We start from the raw sequence: 17507 nt of genomic DNA, 5'->3' as shown, positions 1-17507 counted from the left end.
TGCAAATGACAAATGAATAATTTCCACAGCTGTTTCAGCTCCTCGGTGCTTATTTTCATGAGGATTGGATGAGTGAATTCGATGTCGCTGATGACATCGTCAAATCGTTCATAGTGGACTCTGAAGCCTGCGTAACTCTGGATATAACAAAGGAAGCTGAAGATTTATTAGCGATTGATCTCACAAAAGAACAGATTCGATATTTTTCATTAACGGAGATGGGGGTGTAGTTATTGTTATTGGCATGAGTGGCATGACGGACCTACATGGCTGAAGCATGTACTTTTAACTATCCAGCAGACTTAAAAAAGCAATATCTGAGTACTGTGCAGAGGGTCGAAGGCAACGAAAGTACTCAGGTGTATCACAGACATCGTGGTCCTTCTGCTCACCGCCCATCTCGCACCTCGCAAAGGGCCTGATAAAACCCAGGCCCTGAAGACTCGAAAGCACCACAACTACGTTCGATCAGAAGAACAAGCAATCACTGCTCATCTTCATCCTCCTCATACTCCATATCTGCCTCATCTGAATCATTCAACGGCACCGTCGCATCATCCATCAGCGACCCCGGATCCTCATTCCCCGGATCATTGATAAACGGCAGACCACTCGAGCCTTTTTCTTCCTTGCCTTCAGTTTCGGGAGTCATGGCAAACCTCTACGTCTCGTGGGTTGTATAGCGTTCGAAAACCTCTGCTGCCAATCGTTCCAGCGTCCGACCGCCAGAAACGAAAAACCCGGCACCAGGGCCGGGTTTTTTTCGATCTTCAATCAATGATGGCGGTTTTTATGTTTGTACTTGTTGTGCTTGTGACCACCACCGGAATGTCCACTTCCGCCGTCGCCACCCAGGTTATTGCCCACCGCACCACCGGCCGCGCCGCCCAATCCAGCACCGATGGCTGAACCGGTGGAGCCGCCCAGGCTGTTACCGACAACCGAGCCACCGGCTGCGCCGAGGCCACCACCAATGGCGGCTTCCGTGCGGTTGTGTTTATTCGCCCCGACGGCGCTGCCCGCCGCGCCGCCGACGCCCGCGCCGACCGCCGCACCGGTGCTGCCACCGAGCTGACCACCGACCACATTACCGAGCACGCCGCCCAGCCCGCCACCCACAGCGGCGCTACCATCTCCGGCGGCCATCGCGCCTTGAGCGACCAGTAACCCGAAAAACAGTGCAGACAATGACAAACGCATTTGAACCTCACAGTTCCCGAATCGGGACGGTATGCCCACAGGGCCTATGTCAAATTGGAGACATTTTTCGGCAAAACGTTCAGCCATGAAAAAGCCAGGCATTGAGCCGGGCTTTCTCTGACAAGCGCTCGCTATCAGTGACGCTTGTGACCTTTGGACAGGCTGGTGCCCACTGCACCACCGGCAGCACCACCAAGACCGGCGCCAATGGTTGCGCCATTCTTGCCACCCAGGCTGTTGCCGATTACCGAACCACCGGCCGCGCCAACGCCGCCACCGATGGCCGCTTTGGTACGGTTGCCCTTGCCAGCGGTCATGGCACTACCAGCCGCACCTGCAACACCGGCACCAATCGCTGCGCCGGTGCTGCCGCCCATTTTCTGGCCGACCACATTACCCAGCGCACCACCCAGACCGCCGCCAAGTGCAGCAGTGCCTTCGCCAGCCACCGCACCTTGAGCAACCAGAAGACCCAGAACCAGAGCGGGCAACGTTAAACGCATGACAAGAACCTCAAAAATAGGGAGATCAAAAGGGGCCGAGATTGAATGCTGCCGACGCGCTAAAGTCCAGACAAAATCAGCTGCCGCCATGCACTTGGCGCCGATTGGACAGCGATTTTGCAAAAGGTTTTATCGCAGGCAAAAAAAAGCCCGCTGGGGAGACGGGCTGGAGACTTGCTTTCTAACGGATGGCTTCACCCTACGTCCGTGGACGTGAAAAGTTTGTGAAAGAAATCCAGATCTGCCCTACCGCTTGTAGGAGATTTCCCTTCATAAACTTCAGGCATAAAAAACCCCGTTCATAGACGGGGTTGTGAGGTCGCTGATTACTTTCTCGACCGAGTCGAGACCTTCGGCAGAAACTTGGCTTTTGGCCCCTTGGGCGCGGTGGACTTGATCTTGCCGGTCTGAACCGGATCCTCGCCAAAGCCCGCCTGATACTCCGTCTGGCCGCAACGGACGCAGTTGTTGAATGAAAATTCAGCGCCATCGTCTTCGATATACGGATCAGTCATACCTTCGCCCCTTTCAAATGGATCGATACCGGCAAAGCCCTTTTGCCTGAAAAAATATCGACCTCCAAGGCTTTTGAGACTAGTCGGTCATTACTGGACTTGCGGTTCAGTTCGACCGATGCCCGACGAATGGCCTACACCGATTCAACACCCGCACTAACCGTTGATCTCACAACGCTAAAGATTCCCGGCCACAGGCCGTTGCCCTTTTTCATACAAATGAATCTCAAGGAGAGAACATGAAAATCAACGGATTCCCGGATATGCCTGTCGTAAAACTCACGGACGAACAGATCGCTGCCGGCAAAGCCGCCGGTGAGAAACTCAAGGAAAAGCTTGCTTCAGGTGACATCACCATCACCTACCCGGACAAACCGGTTCTGACCCCCGGCGTTATCTACCACCCGAGTCAGCCGGCCGATCCGACACCCGCCACCGGAACCCCGCCTCTGGTCGCAATCGATACGCCCCTGACCTATGACGCCCACGGGCTTGTCATCCTCAAGCCACAGGGCTGACCGAAAGCAAAAAGCCCATTCATCGTCTGAATGGGCTCGCGTGAACACGGCGACTGCATCAACGCAACCTGACAGCCGTGCCGGTCGCAAACACCACGACCATGCCGCCCTTGCCCGCCGGCATGCTGATCTCGAAATCCAGCCCGACCACCGCGTCCGCCTGCAACGCCCGCGCCCGCTCCTTGATCTCGTCAGTCGCCTGCACCCGCGCCTCTTTCAACGCACGCTCCAGCGTCTGCGACCGCCCACCGAAAAAATCGCGCATGCCGGCAAACATGTCACGGATCACATTGACCCCCTGCACCGACTCCGCGCTGACAATGTCCAGGTACGCGGTGATCTGTCGGCCTTCGATGGCGTGAGTGGTAGAAATGATCATGCAAGCAGTTCCTATGTCCATAAAGGTCGCGATTGTAAACCCTGAACGAGAAGCGCCGAGATAGTAGCCTTATAATCGCAGTTCCTGACAGACACGTCGCTTGGCTCACGACTGCACCACTGTTAACTTTACGCGCGCACAGCGATACACGAAGGATCACCCATGCAATACACGCTTCGCCTAAAAGGAATGTGCTGTTTTCTGTTCTTCGCCCTCTGTTTCAACGCCGTGTTGCTCTTCGTTCTGCTGTGGTCCGCCCTGCTCTTCCAGCCCTTGCTGGCCTGGTTTGATAATGCGAGCTTTATGGTTAACGCCAACCACTTCCTGGCGGACTTCAAGACGTTGTCGTTTACCGAAAAGTATTACTCAACCCGCGATCAACTCTTCACTCTCTCTAGCCACGCAATGATCGGAAACTGCATTGGCTGGTTCAGCTACCTGTTACTCACTTTGCGAAAAAGGGCAAAACTGGCAATCGTGCCCCTTGGCGTCATGCTGGTGCTCATGGCAGCGCTGAAGCCCGAATGGCTGGTAATGAGCATCTTTGGCTATGTGACTTCGTACATCAGCGCCGTGTTTCTTCACTACCACAGCATGAACGTGCTGCAGTTCTTCATCTCGGATCTCGCCGAAAAACATTACTCCCTGAACAATGTATCCATGCACCACGAAGCCACGCTCAGAGAGAAATGCACAGAAATCGCCGACGCCATCGGCAGCTCGCCTGAAGCAGTCCTGGACGATATGAATAGAAGGTTGCCGGGCGTGTTATTGGGGATGTACGTCGCGGAACCGGATCGACTGTTCCCTGGGTTTGAATCGCGTTTCGTCCCGAAAAAGCAATGAGCCAAGCAAAACCTGGAACCGCGAGCAGGACGTCAGCACTCGCTCTATCTACGCCAACACCAGGTCCTGCCCTGGTGCGAAGAAAATCCGCACGCCAAAAACCAAAAACCCCCTGATCTCTTTCGAAATCAGGGGTTTGGCGTATTGAATTTGGCGGTGACGGAGAGACTCGAAACTTCAGGCTGAGACAGTGAAGTTTCGGTATTTGAGGCAGCTTCCGAGCCAGCAGCAACACCCAACCGACTAAACGGTGCCTCTCAAGCGCATCAGGCTCAGCAAGGAATCTCGTTCTTGCAGAGCCTATGGAGAGTGGAACGACCTGCCCGACGAGGGCAGCGCACCTTTGATGGCAACGACCGGGACATGCAGCTTGGGTTGTGTGATGTCATAGACCTGAAGTTCACACCCTTCCCCACGATCTACGAAAACAAACTCCGCCAGATAAACCTTTTGCTTCTCAGGAACAAAGGTACTTGTGATCGGTCCGCAGGTGTAATCCGAGGAGACAGTCGGATTGGCGGTTACCTTTTTCTCATACTTGTTCTTCGACGGGTTGAATACATAGTCTTCGTTGTAAAGCGTGCGATAACCTGGCGCCGGAATTTGACTTCTGACCGTCGATGATCCGCCCACTTGCAATGTCTGGCCGGGATCGGCCTGTATTTCCAGCTGGGGGAACTGCTTGGAAACCGCACTGTTGAGACGACTGAACCATGCGCCAACTTTATTGCGAAACGGTTTGACGACGGTCCCAAGTTTATCGGGTCGTTTATCCAAGTCGTTTCCTCGAACTACTTCAAAATCTACCGGGTTAGCTGCATCACCTGATGCCTGCATGATCACTTTGGCGTGTAGTTCATCTACGGTGACCGTCTTCTGCTCCAGCATGATGCCATCGGTCCAGAGTGATGGCGCAGAACTGCGAGAATCGGTAACGCAACCGCACAACCCCAAAAATAGAGCCATCATGACAACTGTCTTCACTGCACTTCCCTGCGTTGAACTGCCGATGAGTTTCCAGGTATTTAGCGTTTCCTGAAGGCGATTACAAAACGCCACTATCGCGCAGAATCACAACCTAGGGAAACCGGTGAAACGCGGAAATTTCGCCTTTTTTATTCGGAACGCCAAAGCCTGCTTGCCTGAGCCTGCTTTTGACGCACCGAAACAAAGCATCAGCCCCCCCTATTGATCCTATCGGGTTATTTTCCAGACGCCAGAAACCACAAAACCCCTGATCTCCTTCGAAATCAGGGGTTTTGCGTATTGAATATGGCGGTGAAGGAGAGATTCGAACTCTCGATACAGTTTCCTGTATACACACTTTCCAGGCGTGCTCCTTAAGCCACTCGGACACTTCACCGTATCTCTTCAAACATGTTCTGTCTGTCGAGGCGCGCTAATGTAGTCGAAAGCTTTTCCGATGGCAAACTTTTTTTCAGAATTTTCATGCGGTTAAGAGAAAAAGGCGTTTGGCCCGTCGAAGGACGATGGCAAACCGGCCAATCTCTGGTGACGGCGCCCCTTCTATATAGAAGCAGAATGGCGCGCTACGCCGGGTGAGCCGAGAAACGGTGACCGGCGAGTCAGTCACGGCGCTTTACCTGGCCTACGGTGGTGGGTAACGTCTGCCCATCTTTCTTACAAGGAATTGCGTCATGAGTGAGTTGATTGCCTACCACCTCGAAGACGGCATCGCGACCCTGACCTTGAACAACGGCAAGGTCAATGCCATTTCCCCGGACGTGATTGCGGCGTTCAACGCGGCGCTGGATCAGGCGGTGACTGATCGTGCCATCGTGATCATTACCGGTCAGCCGGGGATTTTGTCGGGCGGCTATGACCTGAAAGTGATGACTGCCGGCCCGAAAGAAGCCGTGTCTCTGGTGACCGCCGGTTCGACCCTGGCCCGTCGCCTGCTTTCCCACCCGTTCCCGGTGATCGTTGCGTGCCCTGGGCACGCGGTGGCCAAGGGCGCGTTCCTGCTGCTATCCGCCGACTACCGCATCGGCGTCGACGGCCCGTTCAGCATTGGTCTGAACGAAGTGCAGATCGGCATGACCATGCACCACGCCGGCATTGAGCTGGCGCGTGATCGCCTGCGTCGCTCGGCGTTCCACCGTTCGGTGATCAACGGCGAAATGTTTGATCCGAAGAGCGCCGTGGATGCCGGTTTCCTCGACAAGGTGGTGGCTGCCGAAGAACTGCCAAGCGCTGCCCTGGCCGCCGCGCGTCAGTTGAAAAAGATCAACATGACCGCGCACAAGAACACCAAGCTCAAAGTGCGCAAGGCGCTGCTCGAAGCCCTCGACAACGCGATCATCCAGGATCAGGAACATCTGGGCTAAGCCCGCGCTTGCAGCACCGAAGAAAAGCCCGACCGTCGTGTCGGGCTTTTTCTTGCGCGTTCGGTTGATCAAGCGTCGACAGCTCTAGGACGCGTCTGACCATCAACCCGGAAACATGCGCTTAAACATCGCCTATCTCCGGACTCTATAGCAGCAATTGCCGAAAACAGTGCACATCCGTACACTGCGCCACCTTTTGTCCCGGTGGGGCCTGAAAATGCTGTTTGTGTTTCGTATGTTATTGATGGGCCTGCACTTTATTCTGGCCGGCGTGCTGGGCGTGATCCTCGGCCTGTGCCGTCCGTTCAACCCGGACAACAGCCGTCTGTGCGCCCGCCTCTATGCTTGGCCGGCCATGTGCATTCTGCGTCTGCGCGTAAAGTCCGACGTCAGCGGCTTGATGAGCAAGCCGGACAGCTGCGTGATCATCGCCAACCATCAGTCCAACTACGACCTGTTTGTGTTCGGTAATGTGGTGCCGCGTCGCACCGTGTGCATCGGCAAGAAGAGCCTGAAATGGGTGCCACTGTTCGGGCAACTGTTCTGGCTCGCCGGTAACGTGTTGATCGACCGAGGCAATGCGCACAAGGCGCGTCAGTCGATGCTCACTACCACCAACACCTTGCAGAACGAAGACACCTCGATCTGGGTGTTCCCTGAAGGCACGCGCAACCTCGGTGAAGAACTGCTGCCATTCAAGAAAGGCGCGTTCCAGATGGCGATCGCCGCCGGCGTGCCGATCGTGCCGGTGTGCGTCAGCAGCTACATCAAGCACATGCGCCTGAACCGCTGGCGCAGCGGGAAAATCCTCATACGCTCGCTGCCGGCGATTCCTACAGCAGGACTGACGATGGATGACATGCCCTTGCTCATGTCCCAGTGCCGCGAACAGATGCGTGAATGCATCGCCGCGATGGATCAGCAGCTGCAAGCTGCGTGAAAAAACAAACCCGCCTTGTGCGGGTTTTCTTTTGCCGGGTGAACTGTACAGATTTCACTGACTCTCAAGCAGCGACACGGCTAAGCTGAAGCCTTGTACTCCCTGCCATCTGCCAAGAAGAAGTGAACCACCACCATGGGTCGAGTTGTTGCTGCTGCGGTTTACAGCGCTGGTAAGAAAGTCACCAATATTACCCTCGATGAGGGCGCCGCCTGGGCCGCGAAAACCGGGCACTTTGTCTGGATCGGCCTCGAAGAGCCGGACGCCCAGGAGCTGGCCAAACTGCAACGCCAGTTCAACCTGCACGAACTGGCCATTGAAGACGCCCTGGAAAAACACAGCCGGCCGAAGCTGGAAACCTTTGGCGACGCATTGTTTATCGTCACTTACTCGCCGATCCGCGAGCATGGCATTTTGCAGTTCATCGAAACGCATATTTTCGCCGGCAAGGGCTACATCATCACTGCCCGCAACGGCCACTCGGCGTCCTACGCCCATGTCCGCCAACGCTGTGAGGCGCGTCCGCTGTTGCTGGAGCACGGTGAAGATTTCGTGCTCTATGCAATCCTGGATTTCGTGATCGAAAACTACCAGCCGGTGGGCGAAGCGATTCATGCCGAGATCGATGAGCTGGAGCGCAACGTGCTGTGCAGTGCGTTGAACGAACATGACATCCAGAAACTCCACGGCCTGCGCCGCGATGTCTTGCGCCTGCGCCGCTACGCAGCGCCAATGGTGGAGATCGGCGAGGAGCTGCAGAAACTGAGCTTCCCGTTCATCGACAAGAACATGCGCCCGTACTTCCGCGACGTGCAGATTCACGTCACCCGGCAAATGGAAGACCTGACCACGCTGGCGGACATTGCCAGCCAGACCATCGAGGTCGGCGTATTGCTTGAGGCGTCACGGCAGAGCGTGGTGCAGCGCAAGTTTGCCGCGTGGGCAGCGATTCTGGCGTTCCCGACGGCGGTGGCGGGGATTTACGGGATGAATTTCCAGAACATGCCGGAACTGAGCTGGCATTACGGCTACTTTGCCGTGCTGGGGTTTATCACGGTGGGGTGTGTGAGTTTGTGGGCGAGTTTCAAGAAATCGGGGTGGTTGTAGTCGGCACTGCGTTGTCCGGAAAATTCGCGAGCAAGCTCGCTCCCACATTGATCCTTGTCGATACGAAGATCCAGGTGGGAGCGAGCCTGCTCGCGAAGCTCTTCAGGCCGCTTCTGGCTTGTGCGCCACAAACCGCATCATCCATTCCGCGACGGTCGTGCCATGGTGCTCCTGCTCCAGGCTGGCGACGCCTTTCGAGTAGATCTGCGAACCCAGCGCCTCCTGACGCAGTTCCAGCAGCGCCCGCGAATAGTCGTGAATGAACTCCGGGTGGCCCTGGAAGCACAGCACTTGATCGTTGATGTGATACGCGGCAAACGGGCAGAAATCGCTGGAAGCGATGACCGTGGCGTTTTCCGGCAGCGCGGTGACCTGATCCTGGTGACTGATCAGCAGCGTCAGCTCTTCACGCACCGGGCTCATCCACGGCGCCTTGGCCGCCAGTTTGTAGTTGTGGGTGCCGACCCCCCAGCCCTGGGTGGCGCGCTCGCTCTTGCCGCCCAGCAGCAGCGCCAGCAGTTGATGGCCGAAGCACACGCCGAGCAGCTTGTCGCCGCGCTCGTAGCGGGTCAGCAGGTATTGCTTGAGGGTCTGGATCCACGGGTCGGTACCGAACGAATCGGCCTTGCTGCCGGTGATCAGGTACGCGTCGAAGGTCAGGTCGTCGCTCGGGTATTCGCCCTGCATCACGTTGTACACGGTGAACTCGGCGGCAATCGGTTGCTGCGAGAACAGGCGCTGGAACATCTGCCCGTAACCCTGATATTGATCGACCAGTTCCGGACGCAGGATGTCGGTTTCCAGAATGCAGATGCGTAGCGACATAAAAAACACCTGACACGTGATGGGAATAATGAACACCCAGAGCCTGCCTTGAAACACCCCGGCAAGGCAAGCCCCGCAGCGTTCACCCGATCACTTAAAACAGCTCGTCTTTCGCGGCTTTTTCCAGCAGCAACGCCGGCGGGGTAAAGCGCTCGCCATATTGCTCGGCCAGATATTGCGCACGCGCGACGAAATCCTGCACGCCATACTGATTGATGAACTGCAGCGCGCCGCCGGTCCACGGCGCAAAACCGATGCCGAAGATCGAGCCGACGTTGGCGTCCGCCATCGAGGTCAGCACGCCCTCCTCCACGCAGCGCACGGTTTCGAGGGCCTGCACGAACAGCAGGCGATCACGCACATCCTTTGGCGAAATCTGCCCGTCCGCCTTCTCGAAGTGGGTCTTCAATTCGGGCCACAGATGCTTCTGACCGCCGGCCGGGTAATCGTAGAAACCGCCGCCTGCGGCTTTTCCCGGACGCTTGTATTCGTTGAGCAGCAAGTCAATCACGGCGAACGCCGGGTGTTCTATCAGCGGTTTCCCTTCTGCTTGCAGGTCTTTGGCCGTTTGCTGACGGATATGGCTCATCAGGCTGAGGGAAACTTCGTCGGAGATCACCAGCGGCCCGACCGGCATCCCGGCCTTGCGCGCCTCGGTCTCGATCATCGGCGCACTCACCCCCTCGCCGAGCATGGCAATGCCTTCGTTGGTAAAGGTGCCGAACACTCGCGAGGTAAAGAAACCACGACTGTCATTGACCACGATCGGGGTTTTCTTGATTTGCAGGACGAAGTCGAAACCCCGCGCCAGGGTTTCATCGCTGGTCTGCGCGCCCTTGATGATTTCCACCAGCGGCATTTTTTCCACCGGACTGAAGAAATGCAGGCCGATGAACTTGCTTTGATCCGGCACTGCCATCGCCAGCCCGGTGATCGGCAAGGTCGAGGTGTTGGAGGCAATCACCGCATCGCTACCGACCACTTGCTGCGCCGCTGCCGAGACCTTGGCTTTCAGTTCGCGATCCTCGAATACGGCTTCGATGATCAAGTCGCAGCCAGTCAGATCGGCATCGTTTTCGCTGGGCTGGATCCGCGCCAGCACCGCTTCGCGTTTTTCCGCGGTCATCTGGCCCCGGGCGACTTTCTTGTCGAGCAACGCCGCCGAATGCGCCTTGCCCTTCTCGGCCGCCGCCAGGTTGATGTCCTTGAGCACCACGTTGATGCCGGCCGAGGCGCTGACGAAAGCAATCCCGGCGCCCATCATCCCCGCACCCAGCACGCCGACCTTACGTGTGACAGAGGGCGCGAAGCCCTGCGGTCGCGAACCACCGGCGTTGATTTCGTTGAGCTGGAACCAGAAGGTGCCGATCAGGTTTTTCGAGATCTGCCCGGTGGTCAATTCGGTGAAGTAACGGGTTTCGATCAGGTGCGCGGTGTCGAAATCCACCTGCGCGCCTTCCACTGCCGCACAGAGAATTTTCTCCGGGGCCGGCAGCGTGCCTTGGGTCTTCGCCCGCAGGATCGACGGCGCAATCGCCAGCATCTGCGCGACTTTCGGATTCGACGGCGTGCCGCCTGGGATCTGATAGCCCTTCACGTCCCAACGCTGCACGGCGCCCGGGTTGGCGACAATCCATGCGCGGGCCTTGGCTAGCAGTTCGTCACGATCCGCCGCCAGCTCATCGATCAAACCGGCCTGCAACGCCTGTTGCGGGCGCACCTTCTTGCCTTCGAGTAGATACGGCAGGGCTTTTTCGATGCCGAGCATACGCACCATGCGCACTACCCCGCCGCCGCCCGGCAGCAGACCGAGGGTCACTTCCGGCAGCCCGAGTTGCACCGCCGCATCGTCCAGCGCCACCCGGTGATGGCAGGCCAGACAGATTTCCCAGCCACCGCCGAGCGCCGCACCGTTGATCGCGGCGACCACGGGTTGGCCAAGGGTTTCCAGGGTGCGCAACTGGGCTTTGAGGCTCAGCACCATGTCATAGAACGCTTTGGCCTCGGGTTTGCCGACCTTGATCAGCTCATTGAGGTCGCCGCCGGCAAAGAAGGTTTTCTTCGCCGAGGTGATGATGACCCCGGCGATGCTGTCCTTTTCCGCCAGCAGACGCGCAACGCAGGCGCCCATGGCCTGGCGGTACACGGCGTTCATGGTGTTGGCGCTCTGGCCCGGCATGTCGATGGTCAGCACGACGATGCCGTCCTGGCCTTTTTCGTAAAGAATGGCTTCGCTCATAACAAGATTCCTTGAATTCGGGGGCTCAGAGGCGTTCGATGATGGTGGCAATGCCCATGCCGCCGCCGACGCACAGCGTCGCCAGGCCGTAGCGCAGGCGCCGGGCTTCCAGTTCATCGAGCAGGGTGCCGAGGATCGCGCAACCGGTGGCGCCCAACGGGTGGCCCATCGCGATGGAGCCGCCGTTGACGTTGACCTTGTCCGGGTCAACCGCCATGTCCTTGATGAACTTGAGCACCACCGAGGCAAATGCTTCGTTGACCTCGAACAGGTCGATGTCTTCCACGTGCAAGCCAGCCTTGGCCAGAGCCTTGCGGGTGGCCGGCGCCGGGCCGGTGAGCATGATCGTCGGGTCGGTGCTGGTCACCGCCGTCGCAACGATTCGCGCCCGTGGTTGCAGACCCAGCGCGCGGCCCTTGGCTTCGGAGCCGATCAACATCAGCGCGGCACCGTCGACGATCCCGGAGCTGTTGCCCGGCGTGTGCACGTGGTTGATCCGCTCGACGTGGCTGTAGACCCGCAGCGCTGTGGCATCGAAACCCATCTGCCCAATCATCTCGAAACTCGGTTTGAGTTTGCCGAGGCCTTCCATGGTCGACTCGGCCCGAATGAATTCGTCGTGGTCGAGCAGAATGATGCCGTTCTGATCCTGCACCGGTACCAGCGACTTGTTGAACGAACCGTCGGCCCGCGCCCGCGCTGCTTTTTGCTGCGAGTGCAACGCGTAGGCATCGACGTCCTGACGGCTGAAACCTTCGAGCGTGGCGATCAGGTCAGCGCCAACACCCTGTGGGGTGAAGTGGCTGTGCAGGTTGGTCTGCGGGTCCAGCGCCCAGGCGCCGCCGTCGCTGCCCATCGGCACCCGCGACATCGACTCGACACCGCCGACCACCACCAGGTCTTCGAAACCGGAACGGACTTTCATCGCGCCGAGGTTCACCGCCTCCAGACCCGAGGCGCAGAAGCGGTTGATCTGCACGCCGGCCACGCTGACATCCCAATCCGCCACTTGCACCGCCGTCTTCGCGATGTCCGAGCCCTGATCGCCGATCGGCGTGACGCAACCGAGCACCACGTCATCGACCTGGCTGGTGTCCAGCGCGGTGCGGCTCTGCAGCGCGGTCAACAACCCCGCGACCAGATTCACCGGTTTGACGCTGTGCAGCGCGCCATCGGCCTTGCCTTTGCCGCGGGGCGTGCGTAACGCATCGAAAATCAAAGCTTGGGTCATGACGTCCTCGAACCTGTGCGGTGAGTGAAATTCGTGGTGTCACTGTTGTCCCGCGCCGTCGAGGATTCAATGACCACAGTGCTCAATGACGTTGACGCGCACGCTCAGACGGACGGTCATCCACCATTGGGTGAACCGGTTCAGGTCGGCGAGTTGTCTAGCAAGCGGGCGGCGAAGAAGCTGGCAATACGCCTCATGCCTTTTTTATCGCCATCAGCAGCAAATACATATGAAATGGATCTAAGCCGCGCGTGACGCGGGCTCTAAGGTAGTACATGTACGTCAGGGTCGTCGGGTTTTGCCGGGGCCGACGTTCTTCAACAGGAAGTGCAGCGTTTGCCGTCATGGATATGCAGGCAAACATCAGGAAATAACAATAAAGGCGGTCAAGCCATGTTCAAACAACCGAAAGTTCGTCAAGCAGGGCTCATTCTTTTCGCCACGACGCTGTTGTTGATTTTGCCCAACCTCACCAAGGTCATCGGCTGACTCAAGCGGCAGGCGCCCGTTATCGCCACATAAAATGTGACTGGCCCGCTATCCGGGCCAGCGTGGCTGTGCCAACCTTTGCGCACTTGCACGACATGGACGGCGATATTTTGAAAACGCTTATTGTGTTCTGGGCCTTGCTGCTGAGCATGCCCTTGTCTGCCGCACAGCTGAATTTGCAGTTGGGCACCACCAGTCGCACCTGGCAGACCGAGGAGTTGCTCAAGCATCCGCAGGTGCAAACCCTGACCATTAAAAATGATGTGTCCTACAAGAAGGACATGACTTATCACGTCGTCCCGGTGGCGGCGCTGCTCACCGGCATCAAACCGGACGATCACTTGCAAGCGGTGGCACTCGATGGATTTGCCGCCGAGCTGGCCGCTGCACCATTGCTCAACACCAAAGGCGCGCGAGCGTGGCTGGCGATCGAGGACCCCGCGCAGCCGTGGCCGCCGCTGTCCGAAGGCAAGCACAGTGCCGGACCGTTCTATCTGGTGTGGACCGACCCGCAGGCCGGCAACATCAGCCCCGAGCAATGGCCGTTCGAAGTGGCGAGCATCAAGCGCATGGCGCCAGTGGCCGAGCGCTTCCCCGCCCTGTTGCCGGATCCTGCGCTGAAAGCCGATGACCCGGTGAATCAGGGTTTTGCGCTGTTTCAGAAAAACTGCCTGGCCTGCCACCGCCTGAACGGCGCGGGCGATGCGCAGTTCGGGCCGGACCTGAACATTCCGTATAACCCGACCGAGTATTTTGGCGCGGACTTCCTCAAGCGCTACATTCGCGATCCGCAGAGTCTGCGCCAGTGGCCACAGGCGAAGATGCCGGGGTTTTCGGTAGAGGTTTTGCCGGAGGGGGATTTGCAGATGCTGGTTGGCTATTTGCAGCACATGGCTGGGCGCAAGGTTAAGCCCTGAACACTATCCCCTTGTAGGAGTGAGCCTGCTCGCGATCGCGGTGTGTCAGACAAAAATGGTCTGACTGACATACCGCGATCGCGAGCAGGCTCACTCCTACAGGGGATATGCGTTATTGCTGTTGCACGGAGATGACTGGCGTCGGCGAGACGAACACTTTCGCGTGCATCTGCTCGCACCCGCCGCCCCGGCGCATGCCACGCACCGGGCAGGCGTCGAGGTAATCGAGGCCCACCGCCAGCTTCAGATGCCGCTCCGGCCGGGCCAGTTCGTTGGTCACGTCGAAGCTGTACCAGGCGTCATCCAGCCACGCTTCGGCCCAGGCATGGCTGGCCAGATGCTCGCAATCCTCACTGTACAGATAGCCCGAGACGTAGCGTGACGGGATCCCCAGGCTGCGCGCGCACGCCAGAAAGGCATGGGTGTGGTCCTGGCACACTCCGGCGCGCCCGGCGAAAGCTTCGGCCGCGCTGGTGTCGACTTCGGTGGAACCCGGTGTGTAGGTCATGTGCTGGTTCAGGCCGTGCATCAAATCAATCAGCGCAGTGCGATCACGGCGCTGCTTGCAGGATTTGTCGGCAAATGCGCGCAACGCCTCGTCGGCCTCGGTCAGGCGGGTGAAGCGCAGGAACGGCAGCGCCGACTGACTTTCATGCTCGGCCTCGCGCAATTCGTCGATGTCGACCTGGCCGCGGGCGCCGATGATGATCGCTTCGTGCGGCTCGTCCATGGTCAGCACATGCAGGATGTTGCCGAACGGATCGAGCTGGGCGCGCACCGGGCGCGGCAGGTCGAGCTGCCAGCTCAACACGTGCTGACGCTCGCTGTCATGCGGGGTCAGGCGCAGATACTGGATGCTCGCCCGCACCTGATCTTCATAGTGATAGGTGGTCTCGTGGCTTATGGAAAGTCTCATGCAGCCTCCAGGTATGAACGGTGAATGGCGTTGCCCAACTGGCGCACCAGCGGGATGAATTCGGTGAGCCAGGCGTGCAGGCCTTCGGCGAGGATTTCGTTGATCCCGGTGTAACGCAGACGCGCATCCATTTCAGCGGCCAGGCGCTGCGCGGGACGACCGTTGGCCCCTGGCAGTTGCGCGAGGATCTGGTCGATTTCCTCGGTGCAGGCACGCAGCGAACGCGGCACGTCGGCGCGCAACAGCAGCAGTTCGGCGACATGCCGGGCACCGGGGGCGTCACGGTAGATCTCGGTGTAGGCCTCGAACGATGACAGGGCCCGCAGCAGCGCACTCCATTGGTAATAGGCGTGAGCGGTGCCGTCACTGACCGCTTCGGCCTGATCGCCGGCCATTTCATAGCGCGCATCGAGCAGTCGCAGCGTGTTGTCCGCGCGCTCGATGAAGGTGCCGAGGCGAATGAAGCGAAACGCATCGTTGCGCATGATGGTGCCGTAGGACGCGCCACGGAACAGGTGCGAGCGCTCCTTGATCCACTCGCAGAAGCGGCTCATGCCGTAGCGGCTGAGGCCCTGCTCGGCGATCCCGCGAATCTCCAGCCACGTGGCGTTGATGTTCTCCCACATGTCCGCCGTGATCCGCCCGCGCACCGCATGCGCACTGGCCCGCGCCGCGCCGAGGCAGCTGTAGATGCTCGCCGGGTTGGCCGCATCGAGGGCGAAAAAGTGCAGCAGGCGTTCGGCGTGCAGCTCGCCGTGACGCTCCAGGTAATCGTCGAGGGTGCCGGTGATCAACAGCGGCATGGCCAGTTCGTGCAGACCGTCGCCGCGACCGTCCTGCGGCATCAGCGACAGCGAATAGCTGACATCGAGCATCCGCGCGAGGTTTTCCGCTCGCTCCAGGTAACGCGACATCCAGTACAGATCCGAGGCAGTTCTACTTAACATGGCAAGCTTCCTTCAATCCTCGACCACCCAGGTGTCCTTGGTTCCGCCGCCCTGGGAGGAGTTCACCACCAAGGAGCCTTCACGCAGAGCAACACGGGTCAAACCGCCGGGTACCACCCGGGTTTCACGTCCGGACAAGACAAACGGACGCAGGTCGATATGGCGCGGCGCAATGCCGTTTTCGACAAAGGTCGGGCAGGTCGACAGCGAGAGCGTCGGCTGCGCGATGTATGCATGGGGCTTGGCTTTGATCCGCTCGCGGAACGCATCGATTTCCGCGGTCGTCGCCGCCGGCCCCACGAGCATTCCGTAACCGCCGGAGCCTTGGGTTTCCTTGACCACCAGATCCGGAAGATTGGCCAGCACGTGGGACAGTTCCGAGGGGTTGCGGCACTGCCAGGTCGGCACGTTTTTCAGGATCGGTTCTTCGTCGAGGTAGAAACGGATCATCTCGGTGACAAACGGGTACACCGATTTGTCGTCCGCCACTCCCGTGCCAATGGCATTGGCCAGCACCACGTTACCGGAGCGGTAAGACGACAGCAGCCCCGGCACACCAAGCATTGAATCCGGGTTGAACGCCAGCGGATCGAGGAACGCGTCGTCGAGCCGACGGTAGATCACGTCCACCGCTTTCGGGCCGTCGGTGGTGCGCATGAAGACTTTGTCGTCACGCACGAACAGGTCCGCGCCTTCGACCAGCTCAACGCCCATTTCCCTGGCGAGAAACGCGTGTTCGAAAAAGGCACTGTTGAAGCGCCCCGGCGTCAGCACCACCACGCTTGGGTCGTCAATCGGGCTGGAGCTTTTCAGGGTGTCGAGCAACAGGTTGGGATAGTGATCGATGGGAGCGATGCGTTGCGCGGCGAACAGCTCCGGGAACAGGCGCATCATCATCTTGCGGTCTTCGAGCATGTAGCTGACGCCGCTCGGCGTGCGCAGGTTGTCTTCGAGCACGTAATACGTGCCGTCGCCATCGCGCACCAGATCGACGCCGGAGATGTGCGAATAGATATCGCGGTGCAGATCCAGACCTTGCATCGCCAACTGGTATTGCTCGTTGGCCAGCACCTGTTCGGCGGGGATGATCCCGGCCTTGATGATGCGCTGCTCGTGATAGAGGTCGGCGAGGAACATGTTCAACGCCTTGACCCGCTGGATGCAGCCGCGCTCGACAATCCGCCACTCACTGGCGGGAATGCTGCGCGGAATGGTGTCGAAAGGAATCAGGCGCTCGGTGCCCTGCTCGTCCCCATAGAGCGTGAAGGTGATGCCGGCCCGGTGGAACAGCAGATCGGCCTCGCGTCGCCGTTGTGCCAGCAACTCGTCAGGCGTGTCGGCCAGCCAGCGGGCGAACTCCCGGTAATGCGGGCGAACCTGGCCGCCGGCATCGTACATTTCATCAAAATAGGTGCGGATCATGCCGTACTCCTTGTCACCCGGACCTACAGGCCTTCGCAAGGCCCGTGCCATCGGCATAAACGCTTTGATTTCAATCGGTTGGATAATCACGTCAGCAGCACCGCACCATTCCTGTGCGGCAAATGCCCCAACCTGATCGCCCCCGCCTCATTGCGACGCAGTGCA

General features: G+C 58.8%; 19 protein-coding genes and 1 tRNA gene. 7 read left to right on the top strand and 13 right to left on the bottom strand.

Annotated features, from left to right (window positions below; genetic code table 11):
• Positions 1-68 precede the first annotated feature (68 nt).
• Positions 69-230, top strand: a complete 162-nt coding sequence (locus QMK55_RS22525) for a hypothetical protein (protein ID WP_320329984.1) — start codon at positions 69-71, stop codon at positions 228-230.
• 254 nt (positions 231-484) lie between these two features.
• Here the strand turns inward: QMK55_RS22525 and QMK55_RS22520 are convergent, their stop codons facing one another.
• The 4 genes from QMK55_RS22520 to QMK55_RS22505 form a co-directional block, all read right to left on the bottom strand.
• On the bottom strand, positions 485-652 hold the full coding sequence (locus QMK55_RS22520; protein WP_007914082.1) for a hypothetical protein: 168 nt from the start codon (positions 650-652) through the stop codon (positions 485-487).
• Between the two features lie 122 nt (positions 653-774).
• On the bottom strand, positions 775-1200 hold the full coding sequence (locus tag QMK55_RS22515) for a YMGG-like glycine zipper-containing protein (RefSeq protein WP_102358429.1): 426 nt from the start codon (positions 1198-1200) through the stop codon (positions 775-777).
• 134 nt (positions 1201-1334) lie between these two features.
• Positions 1335-1703 (bottom strand): bacteriocin, encoded by a 369-nt coding sequence (locus QMK55_RS22510; protein ID WP_102358428.1) that lies wholly within the window; start codon positions 1701-1703, stop codon positions 1335-1337.
• A gap of 326 nt (positions 1704-2029) precedes the next feature.
• Positions 2030-2218 carry a hypothetical protein gene (locus QMK55_RS22505; protein ID WP_025113331.1) on the bottom strand — a complete coding sequence of 63 codons (189 nt, stop codon included), beginning with the start codon at positions 2216-2218 and terminating at the stop codon, positions 2030-2032.
• Between the two features lie 239 nt (positions 2219-2457).
• Here QMK55_RS22505 and QMK55_RS22500 point away from each other — a divergent pair, with 239 nt between their 5' ends.
• Positions 2458-2736, top strand: coding sequence for a hypothetical protein (locus QMK55_RS22500; RefSeq protein ID WP_320329983.1), 279 nt, complete (start codon positions 2458-2460; stop codon positions 2734-2736).
• Positions 2737-2794: 58 nt separating this feature from the next.
• Here the strand turns inward: QMK55_RS22500 and QMK55_RS22495 are convergent, their stop codons facing one another.
• Complete coding sequence (locus QMK55_RS22495; protein WP_102358426.1) at positions 2795-3115, bottom strand: YbjQ family protein; 321 nt, start codon at positions 3113-3115, stop codon at positions 2795-2797.
• Between the two features lie 162 nt (positions 3116-3277).
• On the opposite strand from QMK55_RS22495, the gene QMK55_RS22490 reads away from it, so the two are divergent.
• Positions 3278-3961: a hypothetical protein gene (locus QMK55_RS22490; RefSeq protein ID WP_102358425.1), complete on the top strand. Its 684-nt coding sequence runs from the start codon at positions 3278-3280 to the stop codon at positions 3959-3961.
• Positions 3962-4261: 300 nt separating this feature from the next.
• Here the strand turns inward: QMK55_RS22490 and QMK55_RS22485 are convergent, their stop codons facing one another.
• Complete coding sequence (locus QMK55_RS22485; protein WP_102358424.1) at positions 4262-4945, bottom strand: hypothetical protein; 684 nt, start codon at positions 4943-4945, stop codon at positions 4262-4264.
• Between the two features lie 289 nt (positions 4946-5234).
• Positions 5235-5324 (bottom strand) — tRNA-Ser (locus QMK55_RS22480).
• A 295-nt stretch (positions 5325-5619) separates the two neighbouring features.
• On the opposite strand from QMK55_RS22480, the gene QMK55_RS22475 reads away from it, so the two are divergent.
• From QMK55_RS22475 to QMK55_RS22465, 3 genes are all read left to right on the top strand, one after another.
• Positions 5620-6309, top strand: a complete 690-nt coding sequence (locus QMK55_RS22475; RefSeq protein WP_102358423.1) for a crotonase/enoyl-CoA hydratase family protein — start codon at positions 5620-5622, stop codon at positions 6307-6309.
• Between the two features lie 217 nt (positions 6310-6526).
• Positions 6527-7249 carry a 1-acylglycerol-3-phosphate O-acyltransferase gene (locus QMK55_RS22470; protein ID WP_320329982.1) on the top strand — a complete coding sequence of 241 codons (723 nt, stop codon included), beginning with the start codon at positions 6527-6529 and terminating at the stop codon, positions 7247-7249.
• 135 nt (positions 7250-7384) lie between these two features.
• Complete coding sequence (locus tag QMK55_RS22465; RefSeq protein ID WP_102358421.1) at positions 7385-8356, top strand: magnesium and cobalt transport protein CorA; 972 nt, start codon at positions 7385-7387, stop codon at positions 8354-8356.
• A gap of 102 nt (positions 8357-8458) precedes the next feature.
• Here QMK55_RS22465 and QMK55_RS22460 read toward each other — a convergent pair whose 3' ends face one another.
• From QMK55_RS22460 to QMK55_RS22450, 3 genes are all read right to left on the bottom strand, one after another.
• A complete protein-coding gene (locus QMK55_RS22460; protein WP_102358420.1) occupies positions 8459-9181 on the bottom strand; it encodes an amidotransferase in 723 nt (240 codons plus the stop codon).
• Between the two features lie 94 nt (positions 9182-9275).
• Positions 9276-11420, bottom strand: a complete 2145-nt coding sequence (locus QMK55_RS22455) for a 3-hydroxyacyl-CoA dehydrogenase NAD-binding domain-containing protein (RefSeq protein ID WP_320329981.1) — start codon at positions 11418-11420, stop codon at positions 9276-9278.
• A 25-nt stretch (positions 11421-11445) separates the two neighbouring features.
• Positions 11446-12651, bottom strand: coding sequence for an acetyl-CoA C-acetyltransferase (locus tag QMK55_RS22450; RefSeq protein ID WP_102358418.1), 1206 nt, complete (start codon positions 12649-12651; stop codon positions 11446-11448).
• Between the two features lie 584 nt (positions 12652-13235).
• Between QMK55_RS22450 and QMK55_RS22445 the strand changes: the two genes are divergently transcribed.
• Positions 13236-14057 carry a cytochrome c gene (locus QMK55_RS22445; protein WP_320330277.1) on the top strand — a complete coding sequence of 274 codons (822 nt, stop codon included), beginning with the start codon at positions 13236-13238 and terminating at the stop codon, positions 14055-14057.
• 112 nt (positions 14058-14169) lie between these two features.
• Here QMK55_RS22445 and QMK55_RS22440 read toward each other — a convergent pair whose 3' ends face one another.
• Genes QMK55_RS22440 through QMK55_RS22430 form a run of 3 tightly spaced genes read right to left on the bottom strand, consistent with a single transcriptional unit; the run spans position 14170 to position 17342 of the window.
• The gene (locus QMK55_RS22440; protein ID WP_102358416.1) at positions 14170-14973 is read right to left on the bottom strand and encodes a transglutaminase family protein; all 804 of its coding nucleotides are present in this window, start codon (positions 14971-14973) and stop codon (positions 14170-14172) included.
• A complete protein-coding gene (locus QMK55_RS22435) occupies positions 14970-15920 on the bottom strand; it encodes an alpha-E domain-containing protein (RefSeq protein ID WP_102358415.1) in 951 nt (316 codons plus the stop codon). Before QMK55_RS22435 ends, QMK55_RS22440 begins: the two co-directional genes overlap by 4 nt.
• A 12-nt stretch (positions 15921-15932) precedes the next feature.
• Entirely contained in the window at positions 15933-17342 is a 1410-nt protein-coding gene (locus tag QMK55_RS22430) for a circularly permuted type 2 ATP-grasp protein (RefSeq protein WP_102358414.1), read from the bottom strand.
• Between the last annotated feature and the right edge of the window lie 165 nt (positions 17343-17507).

Source organism: Pseudomonas sp. P8_229 (assembly GCF_034008635.1).
GTDB lineage: Bacteria > Pseudomonadota > Gammaproteobacteria > Pseudomonadales > Pseudomonadaceae > Aquipseudomonas.
This window is presented reverse-complemented; position numbering and strand designations above follow the sequence as displayed.